General features: G+C 33.5%; 12 protein-coding genes and 1 pseudogene. 10 read left to right on the forward strand and 3 right to left on the reverse strand.

The genetic code is table 11. The features are described from left to right. Positions 1-234 precede the first annotated feature (234 nt). From BCELL_RS05850 to istB, 8 genes and pseudogenes are all read left to right on the forward strand, one after another. Positions 235-519: a hypothetical protein gene (locus tag BCELL_RS05850; RefSeq protein WP_013487756.1), complete on the forward strand. Its 285-nt coding sequence runs from the start codon at positions 235-237 to the stop codon at positions 517-519. 429 nt (positions 520-948) lie between these two features. After that, positions 949-2,211, forward strand: a complete 1,263-nt coding sequence (locus tag BCELL_RS05855) for a hypothetical protein (RefSeq protein WP_013487757.1) — start codon at positions 949-951, stop codon at positions 2,209-2,211. Next, positions 2,192-3,421 (forward strand): SIR2 family NAD-dependent protein deacylase, encoded by a 1,230-nt coding sequence (locus BCELL_RS05860; protein WP_041808142.1) that lies wholly within the window; start codon positions 2,192-2,194, stop codon positions 3,419-3,421. The genes BCELL_RS05855 and BCELL_RS05860 overlap by 20 nt, the downstream gene beginning before the upstream one ends. Before the next feature lie 444 nt (positions 3,422-3,865). Further along, on the forward strand, positions 3,866-6,292 hold the full coding sequence (gene lexA / locus BCELL_RS05865) for a transcriptional repressor LexA (protein WP_013487759.1): 2,427 nt from the start codon (positions 3,866-3,868) through the stop codon (positions 6,290-6,292). 91 nt (positions 6,293-6,383) lie between these two features. Next, positions 6,384-8,681 (forward strand): HelD family protein, encoded by a 2,298-nt coding sequence (locus BCELL_RS05870; RefSeq protein ID WP_041808143.1) that lies wholly within the window; start codon positions 6,384-6,386, stop codon positions 8,679-8,681. 720 nt (positions 8,682-9,401) lie between these two features. Further along, a complete protein-coding gene (locus tag BCELL_RS23050) occupies positions 9,402-9,599 on the forward strand; it encodes a hypothetical protein (RefSeq protein ID WP_245546953.1) in 198 nt (65 codons plus the stop codon). A gap of 9 nt (positions 9,600-9,608) precedes the next feature. Then, on the forward strand, positions 9,609-10,730 hold the full coding sequence (ltrA, locus tag BCELL_RS05875) for a group II intron reverse transcriptase/maturase (protein WP_280966592.1): 1,122 nt from the start codon (positions 9,609-9,611) through the stop codon (positions 10,728-10,730). A gap of 294 nt (positions 10,731-11,024) precedes the next feature. Next, positions 11,025-11,728, forward strand: a pseudogene (gene istB / locus BCELL_RS21525) (IS21-like element helper ATPase IstB). Positions 11,729-12,257: 529 nt separating this feature from the next. Here istB and BCELL_RS05885 read toward each other — a convergent pair. Further along, positions 12,258-14,195: an RNA-directed DNA polymerase gene (locus BCELL_RS05885; protein ID WP_013487761.1), complete on the reverse strand. Its 1,938-nt coding sequence runs from the start codon at positions 14,193-14,195 to the stop codon at positions 12,258-12,260. A gap of 304 nt (positions 14,196-14,499) precedes the next feature. Here BCELL_RS05885 and BCELL_RS05890 point away from each other — a divergent pair, with 304 nt between their 5' ends. Beyond that, complete coding sequence (locus tag BCELL_RS05890) at positions 14,500-15,651, forward strand: RNA-directed DNA polymerase (RefSeq protein WP_013487762.1); 1,152 nt, start codon at positions 14,500-14,502, stop codon at positions 15,649-15,651. A 419-nt stretch (positions 15,652-16,070) separates the two neighbouring features. Here the strand turns inward: BCELL_RS05890 and BCELL_RS21530 are convergent, their stop codons facing one another. Together BCELL_RS21530 and BCELL_RS05900 are read right to left on the reverse strand one after the other, a co-directional pair. Beyond that, on the reverse strand, positions 16,071-19,154 hold the full coding sequence (locus BCELL_RS21530) for a peptidoglycan-binding protein (RefSeq protein ID WP_013487763.1): 3,084 nt from the start codon (positions 19,152-19,154) through the stop codon (positions 16,071-16,073). A gap of 536 nt (positions 19,155-19,690) precedes the next feature. Next, the gene (locus tag BCELL_RS05900; RefSeq protein WP_013487764.1) at positions 19,691-21,100 is read right to left on the reverse strand and encodes an IS110 family RNA-guided transposase; all 1,410 of its coding nucleotides are present in this window, start codon (positions 21,098-21,100) and stop codon (positions 19,691-19,693) included. 257 nt (positions 21,101-21,357) lie between these two features. Here BCELL_RS05900 and BCELL_RS05905 point away from each other — a divergent pair, with 257 nt between their 5' ends. Continuing rightward, the gene (locus BCELL_RS05905; protein WP_013487765.1) at positions 21,358-21,801 is read left to right on the forward strand and encodes a HEAT repeat domain-containing protein; all 444 of its coding nucleotides are present in this window, start codon (positions 21,358-21,360) and stop codon (positions 21,799-21,801) included. The last annotated feature ends 95 nt before the right edge of the window (positions 21,802-21,896 follow it).

Here is a 21,896-nt window from a genome sequence, read left to right on the forward strand (position 1 = left end):
TAGATATGGTGCTAGGAAAGCGGTGCGTAATGGTATCGTTAAAGATTGTCCATCAAATAATCTTTCTTGGAATATTGAAAATCAAGAATTTTTTCTATTATTATTTAGATTGATCTTTGCTCTAAATGCCAAATACTACCCAAGCCAATGAATTTATAATAAAATTTAAAAAGCTGGGTCATGCATAATGTTCTCTGAATGGTCGACTATAATAGATAAACTGGAGGTACTAATATGAGTGAAGAACTGGATTTCGTGGCACTTAGAAAGGTTTCGAGGGAAGAATTTATGAGTCTAGCACAGGATGGTATGCGTGAATTGTTTGACCTGGAACAATACAAAGTGGTGGATAGTTCTAAAGAGAAAAGTATGTATCATTTTGTATATGACACTAGCACGCATGAGTGCTATTTAATTGATTTGCACATCTGCTACGAACTTTTGGCTGAATTTTTCAGTAAAGGAGATAAGCAGAAAGTACTTTCTTATTTAAATAAGATTACTGCATTTAAGGAATAAACAAGCTCTAGCAAAGCAGCCTCACGATTCTATAAAATAGACGTGAGGCAGTTTTTATGGATGAAATCGTTTAGTATTACGGGGACGGTTCCTTCTATCGTGTGGTGCCAGACCCCCAGTACTGTATAGTAATGGGGGTCTGGCACTTTTTTTTCTTGTGTCCGTATTCATCTCTTGAAAGATTTCCCCTATACCTTCTTGTTTTTTACAAATAAAAGGTTACGGTTCATCGTAAATAAAGAAAAAAGTAAGCGTGAGCCAATTAGTAGATCCACATATTTTTTTAAGATTTGGGTGTAACTATGATTGTTGGAAAATAATTAAAGTAATTAAAATAATCATATTTTTTAAACCTTTTTGTAAGAAAAAAGGATTGATGATATAATTTAGAAGATGTTGTAAAATTCTGTTATTTCAGGGGGGCGTTTGATGACTGTTGAATCTATTTATCTATTTAATGGTGAAAAGTTTCTAGAATATGTTGATGTAGAATTATTTAAAAAAACAGTTTGTGAGAAATTTGATTTGCCAGATAAGGGAGTTCAAAATTTCGCTGAATTTTATCAAGATATTATAGAGTTGCGTCCCAAAAGTATAATAAATAAACTACTTTTTGAACATATTTTATATGGGCAACTTAAACATGTATATGTTCATAAATTAAAAAGTGCAGAAGCTATTGAAATTAATAAATTAACTCCAAATTTAGAACTACTTATTGAAAAATATAAATCCGTTAATATATCAGTTCCTCTTCAAGAAGCTATGTCACCCAATGGATATAATTTACTTGATCAATTAAATATAAGAAAAAGTAATGTTTATTTTATTGCCGCAATTAATTATAGTGTTGTCGATGATAAAGTAGATAGGCTCCGATTATTAATTGGAAAAACATATAATGACTCGAAATTAAGGTATATGTTGGCTGGAATAGATATACATTATTCGAAGGGAGAATGCCTGGTACTAGTTCATAATTGCTCAACAGTTCCAAAAGATGAAGACGATGATGACCAAGTTAGTACCCCGACTAGCTTCCATAACTACATAGAAAAAAAGATTTTTCCTTATTTATTCATAAATAAATACGTGAATGTTAATTCCGATAGAGAAGCGATGTTTGATTTTTGTAAGGGATTATTAGATAGCATGTTTTACGAATCCAGAGAAAAGTTAATGGAGACGATAGAAGAAGACACATTAGATTTTGTTGAAAAGGCAAAAATAAAGCTGGATAAAATTGGAGAGATGTCGTCTGCCAGTCATATAAGTGATCTTAATAAAAATATTCAATCGTTACTATTAGGGATATATATGAGAAATAATATCCATGGTGAAAAATTAAGATCCAAAGCAAAAGAATTAAAGTTATTAGGGTATCCAACAAAAATAAATTATAAAAATGGTAGAGCTAACAATAGTTCTACTGGTTCTAATTCTGCAAAAAAACCAATTTATGGTTCAGAGACACTATATAGTTTATATACAGATTTTAATAGTTCAAAGCGTTTAGAAGAGTGGTCAATGGCTTGGTTTACAGATTTTGAGGGAAGTGACTTAGATGTAATTCGAACAAGAATTATTTCAAAAACAAACTACTTCAAAGTATTATTTGCTCCTACAAGACATTTAGATGAAAGGACTGTATACCATGTCGTTAGAGAACTTAATGAAAAGCGTAGCTTCTGATTTACAATTATCAGACGAAGATGCGTTTTTTTTGATAGAGAATATGATAAATTGTATTGGGCGTGAGCAATTTACAAAGAGATTATTAATTGAAAATCTTACTGACGAGCAAATTTTGGTAATAATTAATTATATGGAACATGAAAAAATAATCACCACAGAAGTTTCATATGAATGTCCAGTTTTTAATGAATCAAGTGAAACAATACCTTCTGCTAATAAATGTGAATTTTGCGAAGGGAATTTAATGGGGGATATTGACCACGAAGTGGAATTTATATACCATTTGAAAGATAATGCTTATAAAGATGTACTTAAGTGGTTGAAAGAAAAAGAAGAAGAAAGGTATTTTAAACACGAATTTTTGGATAATCTAAAGAGATTGAAAGAGGCAAGTAACCGGATAATTCCATTCATAGGAGCTGGGTTATCCCTCCCTTTTGGTATACCAAATTGGAGGGGATTAATTGAAAGATTAAGTCCGTCGTTTGAAAAAAACTATCAAAATGAGATGTTTGACGATTTAATGGACTCTGGTGATTTTATGGAAGCTTTAGAATTAATAAAAGATAAGTCTTATTTGATTACAGGTGAAAAACAGCTTCAAACAAAAGTAGTTGAAATCATAAAAAATACTCAGTTATCTTATGTTGAAGAAAGAGAGCATAATTATTCAGATATAGTCAAATTAGAATCTAACTTCTATTTAACAACTAATTATGATTTAATTTTAAGTAAATATTTATCGAAATTTAATGAATATACATCCGCAATGAATTTTAATGAATTCGATGACTCCCAGGAATTACATATTGGGTCTAATCAAGTATTGCACCTTCATGGGAATATAAAACAAAAGGAAAGTATGGTAGTTTCTAAAAAGAGTTATGAAAAGTTTTATAGCGATAACGATAACAATTTTCGTTTTGTGTCTCTAATTGGTTCCAAACCTTTATTATTTTTAGGATTTTCTTTTAATGATGCTTTTTTTGAAGACTTATATAATAAGATTTATAACGTAATAAGTGGAAATCATTATATCGTGGTAGCAAACCCAAATTTTGATACCGCTAGAGAATTAGCAAAGAAAAATTTAAAAGTAATAGGGTTGAATATCAAAAAAAATAAAAATGATGGTACTGATTCACAGGATTATGTAAAGGCTTTAAAAGTACTCATAAGGTATTTAACAAATGATAATGGTACTTAAAGTGTCGAATGTATTTGGTACAAAGTTCTAACCCTCTTTAATCAATGTTAGAAGCAAATAACATTAAAGTGGAATTGATGAGGCTAGTGTTAGGACTGGAGTGACATTATCAAGGAAGAGATGACTTTATTGTATATGCTAATTCTCCATTTTCTCCAATAAATTATTGTCATATTAACATAATATTTCTGGCTTTAGTGCTAGGCAATCAGTGTGAACGGCAACGAACTGAATGCCTAGCACTTTTTTACGTGCGAAAAGTTGACTCTAGGGATAAATATCCTTCAAAGGCTTTTTCTCGTTTCTAGTAATCTCCAATAAATCCCTCTGTTTTCCTGAAAATGATCATTATTTGTAAAAATGAGTAAATTTTCCTGTTATACTAGTATTAACTATATAGAACCAGATCAAATCATAGATGGATGGATGATGGAGGTGGTCGTTATGAAGCTCAATATGGAGCAGAGGCGAATTGTTGAACTAGAGCCGAGTGGTCATATGATGATTAAAGGGGTTGCGGGATCGGGGAAGACAACGGTTTCGGTACGCCGTATTTCCTTTTTGCATGATCATTATTGTCCTGAAGAGGATGATAATATATTACTAGTTACCTATAACAAAACATTACTCAGTTATATTAAGCATCAATATCAAAAGCTTAAGGAAGCGGAGCCTGAACTAGAGTCATTGTTTCAATCAACTAGTGAAATAAAAATAGTGACGATTGATAGTCTCATGTACAAGTACTTTAATCAGTATCAACAGAGAGTGAAGACGAAATACGAAACACCAACAGCGCCTGTGGAAAACCAACTGATGATAAAGGCGATTCACCAGTTGAAGGAAAAGTATCCTACAAATAGGATCCTGTCACCAAAGAACAGTCTTTTTCTTCGAGATGAAGTGACATGGATTAATGCATGCAATATTCCAGATGTGGAAACGTATCAAAACATCGACCGTATTGGACGAGCTACGGGTGGTAGTGGTACACCGCAGAAATTAACGAAAAATTCGGAACTAAGGGCTGCTATTTTTGAGTTAATGGAAATATTTAATGCACTACTTGAAAACAATGGATACATAACGTTTAAGAAGATGAATCTTCTTGCCTTGCAAGAGGCGCAACAGATGAATCATGGGAAGTATACTCATATTATTATTGATGAAAGCCAGGATTTAACGAAGGTTCAGCTAGAATTTTTAAAGTGTATTTACTCCGAAAAGCGCCATTCTTCGATTATGTTTGTGGCGGATAACACCCAGAGTATTTACTCTCAATCATGGTTAGGGAAGGGACGCCCCTATACAACGATTGGCTATGATATGAGTGGGAAGTCTCGCATGCTGACGAAGAATTACCGCACAACAACGGAAATCTCAACTGCTGCTTATGGATTAATTGAGCATGATGTAAATATTAATAACAATGTGGATTTCGTGAAGCCATCCTTAATCGATAGACACGGTCACCCACCGATGTATCGTTTTTTCACAAGCAGTGCGATGCAATTAGATTTCTTAATCAGTGAGATTACTACATTATTAAATGACTATAGGCATTCTGATATTTGTATTGTTGCCAAAGAGAAGCGTTTGATTGAAAGTGTGAGTGTCGGGTTAGAAAACGCAGAGATATTTAGTGAAATTTTAAATTCTACTAAGCCGGATTTTGATTCGAATAAAGTGAAACTAGTAACCATGCATTCAATAAAAGGGTTAGAATTTAAAGTTATTTTCCTCATTGATTTAAATGAAGGGGTCATACCAAATGATAGCCTTTATGATTTGGATGATGAGGCGACACTAGACTCGGAGGAGCGGAAGTTGCTTTATGTGGGGATGACGAGAGCGAATGATCTTTTATACATGTCTTCCGTCAGAAAACCATCTAAATTTATTAAGGAAATAACTAACGATCATTTACGGGTCAAACGGGACTGTACATTAAGACCGTTTCATTCGATTGGAATACAGGATTATCAGTTAACGAATCAACTGGTGGATATTAATGCTAAGGAAGAGGTTGTCCGTCAATGGCTACTGAAGGAATTGGTGAATACGTATGGATATCCGTTAGAGCTTATTAAACTAGAGTTTCCTGTTCAGCAATTTTCAAAACGAGGGTATGTGGATATTGGCGTGAGTATTTTCGTGAACGGTGAGATGGTTCCTTATATTTTTGCAGAAATCAAGCGGTTTGGTGCAGGAATTGAGTCTGGTTTCGCGCAACTGACATCCTATATAGAGGCAGATGCCTCGGTTCGGTATGGAGTTGTAACTGATGGGTTGGAAATTAAATGTGTTGATCGACAAGGAGAAGTGCTTAACGATATTCCAAAATGTCGTCCTCAATTTTTACCTGAAACAAAAGAAAAAAGAATGTATCTAAATCTAAAGAACGGAAAGAAATACTCTTATGCAACAGAAATTGGTGATACAGAGAATATGGAAATAAGTGACTCGGCAAGTGGATTGTTCGTGGAATATGAAACGAAAACGAGGGTGCCTCTTATTGGAAATGTTGCGGCTGGTGTCCCAACCACGGCGGAAGAGCAATATGAAAGTGTGATTGTCCTGCCGAATGATTGGATAGCCTCTCCTAATGATACGTTTGCACTAACGGTGACGGGAGATAGTATGATCGGTGCCGGCATAGATAAAGGCGACCAGGTAATCGTCAATCGGCAAAACGTCGCATCCAATGGTGATATCGTCATTGCGATTATAGAAGAAGAAGCAACGATGAAGAAATTCATGCTGATGGGCGATTCCGTTCTACTAATCTCAGAAAATAGCAGCTACGAACCGATACAAATGAAAAGGGAAGATGTGTTGATTAATGGGAAGGTTATTGGGGTTTTGAAGTAGGGAGAATTATTATTATTTCCAGAAAAATTAAGGATAATAGATATATAATACTAAGGAGACTTTTGTTCATTTGGAGGGGGAGCGGGATATAATGGATAAAGAAATTAAGCTAGAGCAAAAGAAATTTGATGAGACTGTGAAAAAAATTAGCGATCGAAGTTATTATATAAGTGAAATAATAAACAGAAAACGAAATTCTTTTAGAAAAAGAGAAAACAGTGTAGGGGATGAAATTGTATATTCTAGAGCAAAAATTGATGAACAAAATTTACTAAAAGCTAAAAAAGAGCCGTTCTTTGGCAAACTTGATATAGATGATGGAGATAGGGAGTCATTTTATATAGGGAAATATGGTGTTCGTGACTTAGATGAAAATTTAATCGTCGTTGATTGGCGAATGCCGATGGCTTCTGTGTTTTATAATTTTACTCCAGGGGAATCACTACAAACTATTAGTTTTGAAGATAAATATGGTAGAAAAATTACAAACGAAGTTGAAGTCTTAAGAAAAAGAGAATTTACTATTAAAGATGCTAAAATTATTAAGATGATTCAGCAGGTGGCTGATCCTGATAGTAAATTAAACATTACCAAGAGTGATAAAGGTGAAGAATTAAATGTTACAGATGCTTTTCTACAAGATATTCTAGAAAAAAGTGAAACAACAGGTTATTTAAAGGAAATAATAGCAACAATTCAAAAAGAGCAAGATAAAGCAATAAGGCAACCAATTGATAGAAATGTACTTATTCAAGGAGTTGCAGGATCAGGAAAATCATCGATTGCACTACATCGTTTATCATTTCTCTTATTCAATAATAAAAATTTAAAGCCGGAAGATATTTTAATACTAGGTCCATCTAACTTGTTTATTAGTTCCTTTAAAGGTTTACTTCCTGAGTTGGACTTGGAGGGAATTCAACAGTCTACTTTTTATGACTTAGTAATGCCATATCTTAAAACATACGTTAAGAAAAAAATAGTCAACTCAAACCACCATTACTTTGAAAATATTTTGTTTCAGAAAAATAGAGATGAACAGAAGAGAATCGCTTTTAAAGGGTCAGCATCTTTTGCAATGTTAATTGATATCTATGTAGAAGAAATGAAAGTAAATTATTTAAATCAATTAAAGCCAATTGAAATCTTTGGTGAAAGATTAAATCCAAAAGAGTTAGAAGAAATATACAACGGATATGAATATTTACCATTTTCAAAACGAGTACAACGTTTTTTAGAGCATGTAGAAGGTTACTATAATGATTTATTGAAGAAGAAAATAAAAGAAATTGATAATCAGAATGATTTTGCAAAAGGCTATCTCGAAAATGGTGGATTACCTTCTGAAGAGGAGAGAAAGTTTAAAATTAAGTTAAATTTTGTTAAAGATTATAAGATAAAGCAACTAAAAAAAGAAGTAATGGAAAATTACACTTCTTGGAAGAATTTGATGATGATAGACGGTGCACTAACGGTTTATAAACGAATTTTAAACCCATTATTTTTAGAGGTGTACAAACACGAATTAGGTGAAGAAATCCATGAACTTTTTCATAAAAACGATGAAAAAGATGTTACAGTATTCGACCTAGCACCACTTTATTATATCCATCTTCTTATTCATGGTATCGATAAGAAATATTCTCATATTGTAGTTGATGAAGCACAGGATTTAAGTTTTATTCATTTTGCTATTTTCAAGACAATAACGAAGACAATGACGATTTTAGGGGATAAAGAACAATCGATATTTATGGATTATGGGCAAAATAATTGGTCAGAGATCCTTGATTCCTTCTTCGAGAAAAATGGAAATGATATGTATTTATCCATGGAAACAAGTTACCGCTCCACGAAAGAAATTATTGATACTGCAAATAAAGTTTTAACTAATCAGTTTGGTAAAAACCATAAGGGAATAACTCCATTAAACCGAAAGGGATCTGAAGTATCTTATACAAGAGTGAACTCTGGACGAGAATTGGTGGATGGCATTATTTTACAAGTGGAAGAATGGATGAAGCAATACAAGCGAATAGCTATTATTCACAAAGATGAGGCAAAAGCAAAAAGACTCACGGAACATCTTAAGAAAGAGTATAGTAATGAAGTAATTTATATTAATCCTGAACAAGAATTTACACAAACCAGGATAAATGTGTTGTCTTCGTATAATTCCAAAGGGATGGAGTTTGATGCAGTATTACTTGTAAATGGTAATGAAGAAACTTTCCCTAAAGATGATTTGCACGCCAAATTATTATATGTTCTTCTAACAAGAGCACAGCAAGCAGTTAAAGTGTTCTATCAGGGAACTCCTTCTCCTCTTTTGGAAGGACTTATTATTGAGGAAAAACAACTGGCAACCGAATTAGATGATATCTTATAAGGGAATCATTTTTTAAGCTAACTGATATTTTTAACTTTAGCCCCCACTTTCTATTATTGTAGAAGGGGGGTGTTACCTTTGCCGGGACAGCCAATCTTGAATTAGGATTCCCAATTCATTTTTTCCAAAGATATCGTAAATATCATCGGAGTCTTCCTTTGGATAAAGCTGAAGGAAATTTCCACATTCTTCATTTTGGAAAGGAGGGGGACGGTTCGAGCGACTGAGCAAGGTTGCAATATATAGCAGGTGGGATTCCTGCCGATGAAGAATTAGCCATTCAATCGTAGCGAGTCTTGGAGGGTAAGGGGTAACTCTTACCTTTAAGCGTAGACAGTTAGGTGATGGGCCGTAAGCCAAGGTTGAAGGGATTGAGCCCCGTAATCCTAATATAGGAGTGCTGATGCACTGGACCGTGTAGAAAGCAACACTTCTCTTTCGTTTATGGCAAGAAAGAAGAAGGCTCCTCGGGGTCAACTGCCCTCGGCACGTCATACACAGATATATTGTAGCAACTCAGGAGATCCTAACGGTCTTCTTGTGGAAGCAAGGAGTATGGTGTACAAGCGATACAAAGTGAGGAAACCAAATGCCAGTTAGGAAGTCGGAGAGTTTACATAGTACCTATGAAGTCGGGTAATTCTGATGGAGGAAAGGTAAACTCCCTATCACCATCTTATTTAGGGAAACATTGACTACACACAGAGGTAGGTAATAACAGTGGAAACAAAACTAATGAGAATAGCAGAACTAGCTAAAGAAAATCAAAAGATGAAGTTTACTTCACTAGCACATTTACTAAACAAAGAATCCTTAAGACAGTGTCATCGTGAAATAGCAGCTAACAAAGCTACAGGAGTAACGGGAGTTACTAAAGAAGAATACAGTGAGAAATTGGATGAGAACCTACAGAACTAGGTTAATCGAATGAAAAGAATGAGCTACCGCCCTCAACCTTCAAGAAGAGTTTACATCGATAAACCTGGATCGAAGAAGAAACGCCCGTTGGGCATTCCAGACTATGAGGATAAAATAGTTCAAAAGGGATTATCCAAGATTCTTAACGCTATCTACGAGAATGATTTCTTAGATAGTTCGTTTGGTTTTAGACCTAAGCGAAACTGCCATGATGCTCTTAAAGTATTAAACTACTATATAGAAGAAAAGTATACGAACTATATAGTAGACGTTGATATTAAAGGATTCTTTGATAATGTTGATCACAAATGGATGATGGAATTCTTAAAATATAGGATCAACGATCCTAACCTTTTAAGAATTATAGCTAGATTCTTAAAATCAGGATTCATGGAGGAAGCCAGACACGTCAAAGAGAAATCAGGTACTCCTCAAGGAGGTATTGCATCTCCCATTCTTGCGAATGTCTATCTCCATTACGTGCTAGACCTTTGGTTTGAAAAGAAAATTAGAAAAGAGTGTAGAGGACAAGCTTACATTGTAAGGTATGCGGACGATTTTGTATGTTGTTTTCAATACCAACAAGATGCCTATAAATTCTTTGGCCAACTGAAAGATAGACTAAACAAGTTTAACCTAGAGATCGCAGAGGATAAATCTGAAGTAATTCCGTTTGGAAAGTTTGCCAAGGAGAACGCAAGGCGAAAAGGTAATGGAAGACCGCCTACATTTAATTTCCTGGGATTTACTCACTATTGTAGTGAAAGCAAAGTAGGAAAGTTTCGAGTTAAGAGAACAACCGATAAGAAGAAAATGCGTAACAAACTCAAACAAACGAAAGAATGGTTAAAGAAGAACCGAAACATGAACATTCACAAAATCATGACTCGGTTCAGACGCTCTCTATCAGGTTACTATAACTACTATTGCATTACGGATAATATCCAAATGGTAAGGGAATTCGTTGATAAAGTACAAAGACTTCTCTTTAAATGGTTAAATAGGCGTAGCCAACGTAAATCGTTTAACTGGGATAAGTTTAACCTATTCCTCAGAAAGAATCCTCTACCTAAACCGAAGGTTAAGGTAAACATCTACGATCTTAGATCTGAAATTAGCTTTATTAAGTGAAGGGTGATAGGAAGAGCCGTATGCGGTAGTACCGCACGTACGGTTCTAGGAGGGGGGTGGAGCACAATCTGCTTTTAAGTAGAAAGGCTCCCTCCTACTCGACTCGTACTTCAATTTAGAAGTTAATACAATTTGGAAGCATTAGAACCGTCCCCACGCTTCTTTGGGCAATCAAGTATTTTGCGTGTATAGTTTGGGATGAGATAAGATGAAAGCACAACGTGCAGTCGAACGCTGCTCGTTGTGCTTTCTTTATCGCAAAACTTCCGATTGTCCCCTTTAAGAACCGTCCCTATTAGCCTTACTAATCTCGTAAAGACAGCTGAAAGAAATTAAGAGTCCTATATTAAATTCTTAATGTCAATCATGGAATATGAGCAAAAGCGCCGTGAGGAAAAGTAAATAGAAAAGCGTTTAAAGGGGGGAGTTTTCCCCACTACAAAACGCTTCAGGAATTCGATCTAGATCAGCAACAAGCCCTTAGAAAAAAGAAGTTTAATAAACTAATTGATCTCCATTGGATTGATCAACTTTACAACCTAGTATTATTAGGACCTCCAGGTGTGGGGAAAACACACCTGGCCATAGGGCTAGGGATAAAAGCGATTTATGAAGGGTACAAAGTCATTTTCACAACAATGGGTGACTTAGTACATGCATTAAAAACCGAAGAGATTACCCGTAAATCAAAAGCAAGGTTAAAGCGAATTAGAGATGCAGATTTGGTTATTATTGATGACTTGATGTTTATGGCAATGGATCAACATGAAGCAAACCTATTCTTTCACTTGATTAACGATCTACATGAGCAGTCATCTATTGTTTTAACGTCAAATAAAGCACCAAAAGAGTGGGGAGAGTTATTAGGAGATCCAGCAATTACTACGGCTATATTAGATCGTATAGTTCACCGTGTTGAAATTATACATTTTAATGGTGATAGTTATCGTATGAAACACCGTAAAAATATCTTTGGGCAGGAAAGTGTATCAAATTAATGAGAAAAAATTGTTTCATTTCACTTGACGGTCACAAGTGAATCTTTACTCCGCAATAACTGGCTCAAAACAACGCATAAGTGGCTAAATTTGATTGCATTAATCATGGAGAGCGGGCGAATGAGAGTATACCAGAGGAATTGAGTAGTTTCCACCTAGGAGGATTTGATGATCTGTCAGAACATATTGAAGAGGAAGGTGAGATTTGGATCTAGCTGATGACGACGATAGAGAAGAGCGAATTTTTTCCATTTAGTAGAGGGTAACGATGATAATGACAAAGGAGAAACAACTAGGGCTTCAATTCCACGGACTTCAATAAATCATATTGATTGGATGAATTGTTATAGAAAAAGGTAGCAGCTATATTTATATATTACAAAGCACTGATTAAAAGTGCCTGACCCCCGGTGATAAGGAAGTGGGGGTCAGGTATCATAAAGAGTATTTACTAATAAACAATTATATAATCATATATGTTCGTTAAAGTAGTTTAGATTAATTCTTTTCTTCAATGATATGATAATATCTAGTTGTAATTTGATAAATTATTGTTTGGAATATTGATGCTTTTTTTAGCGACTTCTCTTAAAAAACTAGAGATATTTCTATTCCAATTATAATATGAGGAACTAGTAATTTTAGAGAAAATTTCAGTGTATTTATTTTTAAAGTTTTCATCATCATTGTTGTTGAATGGTAATTTAGATATTGCTCGAGTTAGTTCACGTTTCAACTTATTTTTATCACTATCTCTAAAACCTGGATAGTAAGAAAAATCATTAATTACATAGAAGTACTCAGATTCTAAAATAGGGTGTTCAGCCCCTTTACTTTTGTACTGTTTTTTAAAAGTGAAAATGATTTTTCTTAACTTTTTAATGCAAGTTATGTATTGAGTATTAATGCCTGTTAGATCCATATCAAGAATATAATAGCCAACAGAACAAAGAACGAAATAATTATTTTTATAGTCTTCAAGGATTTTGGTTAAAAATGTACTTGGTAATTTTTTTTCTAAAAACTTGGTGAATATTATTAGGTCGTACATTCTGTCAACTTTCTCGAAGTTATTTTTAAGTAAAGTATAGCAATATTGATATACTTTTTCGTTGATGAAATTATAAAAATCTCCATTGCCTTCTTTACTTTTCTTTAAAGTTTGAACAATCTTGGTGTAAATTGCTATGACATAATCAGTAGTATATGTATTTATGCTGAGAGAAAAAATCTGAGAAATGATTTCAATTATATTAGTTAAACTATACATGTTAATTTCAAAGTTTATGGGAATAGTGTTTCTTATTTTTTTTAAGAAATATTTGATGGTTCTATCTTTAGAATGAGGGTATTTAGTTATAATTAACTCGATATTATTAAATAAATTTCTCCAAATACTATCTAACCATCTCTTCGATTTGAAATTTGAATTTTCATACCTACTGACATTGTAATTAAAGAGTGAGAAAGCATTTTTTAATTCAACTATTGAATGATCTAACATATCAAATGGCTTTTCTTGGATGTGCTTTTTAGAATCATTAATTTTTAAATTAAATATGTCTAATTCTACTTTTAGAAGTTCCTCAATTTTATTCGCAACTGCTTTATTCTTAGTGAATAAAAAATAATCATCTATAAATCTATAAATTGCATAATCTTTATTATAAATGTAGCCCAAGTCATGAAGTTTTTTATAAATTATGGTATCTACTCTAGTTAGTAATAGTTCTGAAATTATTCTAGAAAACTCTGGTCCTACTACTATTCCATTAGTCTCACTAAAGTTAATTTTTTGGCATATTATATCTGTTGCGTTAGCAAATATTTCTTTCTCATTTCTTAACTTTTTGGCAAGTGATTTATCTCCAAAAATAGCCCAAGCTAAAGCATGTGTATAGATACTTGGAAAGAAATTTTGTATATCTAATTTTATAAAATAATTAAATTTGTATTTTACTCTATTAAATTTTGGAGAATCGTATAAATTTTGAATACTCTTAAAAGACTTATATGAAAAGTATGAATAAAAATACTTTTCATCTTCTTCAGATGTTACTACATTCTCCTTACTAAAACTAAATTCTTCATCTAGACGCTTCCAAGTTTTATCCCTACTCTTTAGTGTAAATACAGGTTGGTTTTTTATAATAGGAGATCGTACGCTGAATTTTGATTCACTGGAAAACGATACTATTAGTTGCTCATAACGCAATATGTAACTAAAAATTTGAAGTTGGGCAACTGGGTGAAGTAGAGATATTTTTCGGTTACTTTCTTCGTTTTTAGGTACATAAAATTGATAAGGAACTGTGTTATATGATAATAAATTTTGGTAACTAGTGTCGATAGTATATAACTGTGTTAAATAATTTTTTGTAAAATTAGAGTATAAATTTCTATTACTAAATAATATTGGTAACTCTATTGGTAATGTGTCAGTTTTAAAAAAAAGTTGTTCCCTCATATTTCCTCCAAATTTAGTTGATTTTTCCTAATTATATAATATATTATATAATTGTGATTATCTAGATTCATATTAATTTACATATAAGTGTTTATTCTTATGACTGAAGAATCACTGCACATTATACTTGATAGTTTGAGGCTATTAAATTCATTTAGTTGTACGGAAACGCATGGAGGCTAAATTGAATACACACACGATGAGGACTAAGAGGTTCTCAAAGGTAGAGGTTGTACCTTTTGCCCAAATGGGTATTTTCATAACTCTTTTGGGCAAAGTATAAGTGCATAGAAAGGGAAATGATATGACAAGTATTAAAGATTCAAAAAAAATTAAATCTGGTAACAAAACGTACTTCATACCAGATGAAAACCAATCAGAAGATTACACTAGGTTAAAATTTGAAATGCAGAATAAATTTAATCTTAACTTAAAGAGTAGAGATGAGATTATTAAGGTATTAATTAGTTATCTAACACAAGGTGACTATATAAATTTTTCAGTTCAAAAGTTAAATCTATCTATTTTAAGGACCGATATAAAGAGTTTTTTCCCTTCAGTAAGTAAACATATTTTGTATCAAAAGTTGAATAATTCAAATATACTTAACAATGATTCTTTGAATATTCTCAAAGAATTTATTTTTACTAGTAAGGTAGAGGGAATTCCATTAGGATTTCAATTTTCTAATCATCTGGCTGAATTTTTTTTGGAGGATTTTGATAATGATATTAAACTATTCTTTCAACCAATTATGTACTTCAGATACGTGGATGATATATTAATAATTAACTATGATGATTCTAAGGATCGAAAAACAAGAGAGAAAAATGAGAATGAAATGAAAGACCTAATATCCAGACTACTCTCAAAGTATGAATTGAAAATTAACAGTAAAAAGACCGAAGTATCTTTTTTAAATCAAAGTAACTTGAAAAAAGATATAGATTTTAATTATTTGGGTTACAGGTTTTATACTAGGCAAGAAAAACTTTATATTAGTATATCGAAAGAGAAATACCTGAAGATATTAAATAAAATTAAAAACGATTTTTATAAATATAAAAAAAATAAAAGTTCTAATAAAGCCTTTTGGACTTTATATTATAGACTTGTAAATATACTTTTTGGGATTACATCATATAATAAAAATGGTAAAAAATTTAAGTTTGGAATGGGATATAATTATAGATATATTAATGATCAGACTATGATAAAAGAACTAGTATATGAAATAAAGAAGCTAGTCTTTTCTTGTAGATTAAATTCTTATAAAACCAATACTTTACTAAGTATTATAAAATATGATCAGAGTCCATTGGAAATTATAAATAAGCGATTCAACTATATTAAGTTAACTGGAAATCAAATGAAACTTATAAAAAAAAGGTTAAATGCTAATAATATTCCAATTGACAAAAACTTTTCAAAAAGAATATTCTATCTAATATATTGATAATTAAAAATGTTTGATTATGAAAATATATATAGCTAGTAGCTAGTATAGTAGATTATAGCTATTTAGAGGACCTTTTGTGCCTTATGTGTATAGTTATGTTGGCGTAAGAATAAGAAAAGCCATTAAGCACAGAGACTGCTAGGCAAGACGAAATCTATGTACTGATCCTACGATTTTAACAATAATTTGCCCTATGGGCTGGAATGAAGAAGATTGTGTTGTCATTGAACAGTGGATTATAAGACAAAGGGGCATAAGACAAAGAGACCTTATCTCATGGGTTTGCAAGTGACTAAGACAGTGGAACTTTTCCCCTTGTCTTAGAAGATTTATTGATTCAACACGTCAAAAAACAAAACAATGGGAATACCCCATTTCATTTAGAAAAATGGTATTCCCAATTTTAAGTGTTGTGTTTATAACAATTCGGCAATTTTAGCTAAAGTTATTTCATCAGCTATTCCATTTACTATTAAGCCGTGAGCACTTTGAAATTCTCTAACTCTTCTTTCTGTCATAGGGCCATAATATGTTGTTGGGTTATTTGATACGTGAAAACCTAACAACGATAAGTTTATCTTTAATTGTATAGCACTTTCATGATGTTGACCATTTCTTAATGGGCTAGACAGGACACTTTCAATTTTATTCAACGTTTCTTGACTTGCTACACCTGTCATTTTTAAACCATAGTAACGTTGAAATTCTCTTACAACTTGCTCTGTTATTGGGCCATAATACGTCGTCGGGTTATTGGATATATGAAAACCTAATGTAGCTAAATTATTCTTTAGTGTTACGACTTCCTGAGAATGGGTACCAAGTGCCATTGTGGTCGATAAGAGTTCCTGAATTGTTTTCAATGTTACTTTGTCTGCTATTCCATTAACCTTTAATCCATTTACTTGCTGAAATTCTCTGACCTTCCTTTCTGTTGTTGGGCCGTAATGCGTTGTTGGGTTATTGGATATGTGAAAACCTAACAACGATAAATTAATTTTTAATTGTATAGCACCCTCATCATGTTGACCATTTCTTAAAGGACTAGACAGAATTTCCTCAATTTTTTCTAGAGTTTCTTGACTCGCTATCCCTGTTACTTCTAAACCATAATAGTCTTGAAATTCTCTGACTACCCTCTCGGTTGTTGGACCATAATATGTCGTCGGATTATTAGATATATGAAAACCTAATATTGCTAAATTATTCTTTAACGTTATGACATCTTTTCGATATGTTCCTAATGCCATTGGACTATTTATGAGACTTTCTATTTTCTTCAAAGTTATTTCATCAGCTATTCCATTTACTCTCAATCCATATTTTTCTTGAAACTCTCTAACTTTTCTTTCTGTTGTGGGTCCGTAGTAAGTAGTTGGGTTGTTTGACACATGAAAATCCAAGAATGATAAATTAATTTTTAACTGTATGGCACTATCATGATGTTGACCATTTCTTAAAGGACTAGATAGAATCTCTTGGATTTTAACTTTGGTGTCCGTAGTTATCATCCCTGTTGCGACTAACCCGTAATACTCTTGAAAATCTCTAATAGCAACTTCAGTTTCAATGTTAAACTCTCCATTCACATCGCTATTATTTAGGAAACCTAATCTCATTAAATCTTCCTGGAACTGTATTAATTCTTCCGTATCTAAAGACGTCTTATTTGATGTTTTTACAGTAATTTGAGTGGAAGGTTCACTCTTGTTTACTGTATTTTTTGCAATTAAATAGTAATGGTAATTGGTATCTGGTTTTAAATCTATATCCTTAAATTGGGTTTCCGTTCCCATATAGATGAGTACATTGTCACGATACAATTCATAGTAAGTGGCATCGCTGTTTTTAGACCAGTATAATTCAATTGAATTTGACGTAATATTTTTACTATGCACTTCTGTTGAAGCAATAAGTGTCATTACTTCAATACTTGCCTTTTTACTACTACCATAACTGTTTATTGCAGCAACTTTTATTTCATAAGTAGTATTGGGTAATAAAAAGTCTAGTTGAATTTCAGGGACATCTACCTCAAATTCAGCAAAGTCAGTTACACTAACAAGATAAGTGTCTGCATTATTGACAGTATCCCATGATAGATTAATATTCTTACTACCGACTTTACTTACTTGTAAGTTTGTAGGCTCTGCTGGAAGAACATCTGTAGTTTCCTCGTCCTCGATCGTAAATTGAACTAAACCATACCCAAAGTAATGATCTTTACCTTCAGGACCAATATCCATAGAATTGGCATGCATTAATTTTCTTAATTCAACATGATCTAAATCTGGGTTTGCTTCTATCATTAAAGCAAGGACACCAGATACATGCGGAGCAGCCATACTAGTACCACTCATTGTGGCATATGAATTATTAATAAAAGTTGAAGGAATGGATGTTCCAGGTGCACTGACTTCGATTTCATTACCAATATTAGAGAAGCTTGCTAGCTTGTCGTTCTTATCAGTTGCAGAAACAGCAATAACATGTGGTAAGGCAGCTGGATAATTTACTGGGCTTTTATTATCATTTCCTGCAGCAGCAACTAGAAGAATTCCTTCGTTGTTTGCTTTTGTTAGTGCATGATCTAAAATGGAGGAATACTCGCTTGACCCTAAGCTCATATTTATAATATCTACACCTTCTGATATTGCCCAGTCAACTGCTGCGATAATATCAGCTGACCAAATTTCTCCTTCTAAGTTACTGACTCGAGCTGCATAAATTGAAGCCTCAGGGGCTATACCAACCACACCAACATCATTGTCTCTTGCACCAATGATCCCTGCAACATGTGTTCCATGTCCATCACTATCTTCACAAGTTGGCGCATTTGTCGCACTAAAACAACCTGCTATATCAAGGTCAGAGTGAGTAGTATCAATGCCAGTATCAATGATTGCAACTTTTACACCCTTACCAGTAAATCCATTTTCCCATGCTAGTGGTGCTTGAACTCGCTCAATCCCCCAGTCAACAGTCTGACGTTGAAATACATGGGACTTATTCTCTTCTACCGATATAACATTTGGATTATTCTTTAAACCTTCAATTGCTTGATGGGGAATCGAAATTGCCAACGCAGGGATATTTTTAAATTCGTGATGAATTGTCCCCTTTGCATTTGTTATGAGATCTTTGTTTGCCTGATTTTTAAATAAAACGATAACTTTATCTTCGTCAGAATCAGGACTTTCATATGAAACTTGATCTTGATGATTTCTGACTTCAAGTTCACTATCTTCTTTAACATCATCATTATTATTTTTGGTGCTTTCTATTTCTTTATTTTCCTTAATACCAATTTCTTTTGAAGAAAAAATATTATTAATACTATCAGATTCGATTAACCTATTATTTTCACTAGTTGAAGTTATTAGGTCTTCTTCCAATTCTAGTAGACTTCCTTGTGTTGCTACAACCACAGAAAAAGGCGTTATAAGATGGAAAAATAAAACAAAGGAAAGAAACATAATGATTGCTTTTTTTGCTTGCATCTATCAATATCCACCTCCAATATTAATGAAATTTATTAGACTATTAAAGATAGTATTATCTAAAACTAAGCAAATAGCAATCTCATTTCATAGAACTATTGATTCATGTAAGAGAGACCTATTTTATTGCCAATAGTTTACTTAGGAACCAATGAGACAGAGGGACAGCGTATAATGGTAAATAAGTCAAGAAGCTATATTTCATAAAAAAGACCAACCTTAAGTAAAACCCTACGCAACCCATTTATTGGAAATAGAATTCAACTACCACAGACTATATAATAAAACTCCTCTAGAACGTGAAAGGACCTTGCTTTTTCATCCTACATTGGTACCACCTAGCAAATTCAATTTTCGATTTCACGTATTATCCGTACTTATAGGACAAGATCCATAACGCTGTCCCACGAGGTCTAAAGCCTCAGGTACCGAAAACAATGTGATCTAACGTCCTAGGGGAGTTTCATTTTCAAGTTCATAAAATATCAAATGTATACTGCATTGAATAATCTACTATTCATTATTACTAAACATCTTTAAGCAGACTTACTAGAGTTAATGGGAACAAATTTCTCATAGAATCTTTTTACATTAGTGCTTCGCAGCTTATTACTCAACACATTCACTAAAGCATAGTTTTCATGGTTGGTACGATACAAGGATTGATGACGGATCATAGAAAAGGCTAAACGAATCATTCGATTACCTATTGCCACATAAGCTTGTCTGGTGTGTTTCCCTTTATCTTTTAACGCTAAGTAACGTTCTCTCATTTCTGGGTTATTAACAGATAACGATTTGCCTACTTGATAGACAATGTTTCTAAATGTACGCCTTCCTTGCTTGGAAATACCGTAATAGGAAGGCCGATGGCCTCCAGATTGCTTGACTATAGGATTAGTACCGGCCAGTTTTATTAATTGACCTGCATGGTCAAAATCAGATAAATCTCCCATCTCAGCAAAGAATTCTGCCCCTGTAACCAAGCCAATGCCAGGTACAGCTAAAATAATGGCACCAGGTGTTTCAAGGAAGAGGTCTTCAATTTTCTTTTCTAATTCTTTAATTTGTTCATCTATCAATTCCATTCGATCCAGCTTTTGAGCTAAAAGGTAGATATCCGCCTTTACTTCTCGCTTAGGCTGTGAAATTGAATCTTCTGCAAAATCTATTAAGCATTTAATCGTACTATCTCGTAGCTTCAAGTTTTCTTGAATCGACAGCTTTCGTAGCCCTTCTTCTCCAAGACCCAAAATATCACTAGGATGAGGATAGTGTTTCATAATAAAACATGGGGCTTTACCGAATAACTTGGAAAAAGGCTGAACATGTTTTCTTTTCCCATTCTCCCAAACACTTTTTCCTTGAAACTCTCGAAACACATGATCCATATGCATTCTTATTAGATTTTGTGTAGAGGTGCGTTCATCCACTAATTCACGGCGAGCCCTTGTTAGTTTCTGTAAGGCCCCTATACTTCCAGACGACAGTTCACTTGATGTTCCTCTACCATTTATCAGCGATTGTATGATAGCCATTAGATCAATGTTATCTGTTTTTGACCAATTCATAAGAGCTTTTCTTTCCTGATCCGTTGTGGCTGCATTTACGACGCGTACACGATGTCCTGCTTGCATACACTTCCTCACAAGATCCTCATAATAATGGCCGGTCGTTTCAATGCCTACTACAACCTCCGTGAGACCAAACTCCTCTTTCACCGAATGAATTTGACTGTTCACCAATTCTAGTCCCGTTTGCGACGCATCAAACTCAAATGGTTTTATTAAAATGTCCCCATAAAACGTAGTTAATATTGCTTTATGGGTATACTTCGCTGCATCAATTGCCACTAATAATAGATTCTCAGATCCAGTTTCCTTAATAAATTGTGCCCAGCGACTTCCGTTTTTCCCTTGAATATGATTCAATAAATTATAAGCCATCGTTCTCATCTCCTTTGGAAGGGTTTGTAATTGGAAGTACTGTGGAAGGTCCTTCTATTTTACAATGAAAACGGTGGTCTTTTTTAATTATCTCGATCTATTTTCCATACTAGGTACCTTGTCTTATCAGATTTTGCTTAATGAATAAGACAGTGGAACCTGTCCCTCCTGTCTCGTGTATGTTGAATTGTAATTTATGGTAAACTAACTCTTAGTGTCTTGTCGAGTTTATACAGCGAAAAGAGGAGTCGAATACAATGAGTAATAATGTAGAAAGAACAGATTTACCTGAGAATTTTGAGGAGTTAAAGAAGTCTATTAATAGAACAGCTAATTGGCGTGAACGAATGGATGCGGTGGATGAGTTAGGGAAGTGGAAAACGAGAGAGACGATTGAATTGTTAAAGCATAGCATGACAGGTGATTCTGTCTATAAAGTTCAAGAAGCTGCTTATCGTCAGCTTCAGTCACTAGGCGAGCAGGTGACGATGCCGGAACGGAAGGAAGGCCATGCGGTTAAAGATACGAAGAAAATTCTTGTTCGCATAAAAAAGAGCCTGCCTAAGGATCACTCTTACGAAGATTTCAAAGAAAAACTAAAAAAGATGAGAATTGATTTGTATGATACATATGAAGGAGAGAAAGGTGCGGATTTTGATAAGTGGCTGGAGCAGTTGTGGTCTGAATTACGGACGAGATAATGTAATGTTACTTACGAGAGGCCCAAGTCGATTGCATAATTTACGCCTGCAATAACAGAGATTCTTAAGCGGAACAAGTAACAAAATCATAAAAA

The organism is Evansella cellulosilytica DSM 2522 (assembly GCF_000177235.2).
Taxonomy (GTDB): Bacteria; Bacillota; Bacilli; order Bacillales; family Salisediminibacteriaceae; genus Evansella; species Evansella cellulosilytica.

Excerpts from the sequence above, each read along its gene's own strand:
- BCELL_RS05850 (WP_013487756.1), top strand. The coding sequence starts at position 235 with ATGAGTGAAGAACTGGATTTCGTGGCACTTAGAAAGGTTTCGAGGGAA.
- BCELL_RS05855 (WP_013487757.1), top strand. The coding sequence starts at position 949 with ATGACTGTTGAATCTATTTATCTATTTAATGGTGAAAAGTTTCTAGAA.
- BCELL_RS05860 (WP_041808142.1), top strand. The coding sequence starts at position 2,192 with ATGAAAAGCGTAGCTTCTGATTTACAATTATCAGACGAAGATGCGTTT.
- lexA (WP_013487759.1), top strand. The coding sequence starts at position 3,866 with ATGAAGCTCAATATGGAGCAGAGGCGAATTGTTGAACTAGAGCCGAGT.
- BCELL_RS05870 (WP_041808143.1), top strand. The coding sequence starts at position 6,384 with ATGGATAAAGAAATTAAGCTAGAGCAAAAGAAATTTGATGAGACTGTG.
- ltrA (WP_280966592.1), top strand. The coding sequence starts at position 9,609 with ATGAAAAGAATGAGCTACCGCCCTCAACCTTCAAGAAGAGTTTACATC.
- BCELL_RS05885 (WP_013487761.1), bottom strand. The coding sequence starts at position 14,195 with ATGAGGGAACAACTTTTTTTTAAAACTGACACATTACCAATAGAGTTA.
- BCELL_RS05890 (WP_013487762.1), top strand. The coding sequence starts at position 14,500 with ATGACAAGTATTAAAGATTCAAAAAAAATTAAATCTGGTAACAAAACG.
- BCELL_RS21530 (WP_013487763.1), bottom strand. The coding sequence starts at position 19,154 with ATGCAAGCAAAAAAAGCAATCATTATGTTTCTTTCCTTTGTTTTATTT.
- BCELL_RS05900 (WP_013487764.1), bottom strand. The coding sequence starts at position 21,100 with ATGGCTTATAATTTATTGAATCATATTCAAGGGAAAAACGGAAGTCGC.
- BCELL_RS05905 (WP_013487765.1), top strand. The coding sequence starts at position 21,358 with ATGAGTAATAATGTAGAAAGAACAGATTTACCTGAGAATTTTGAGGAG.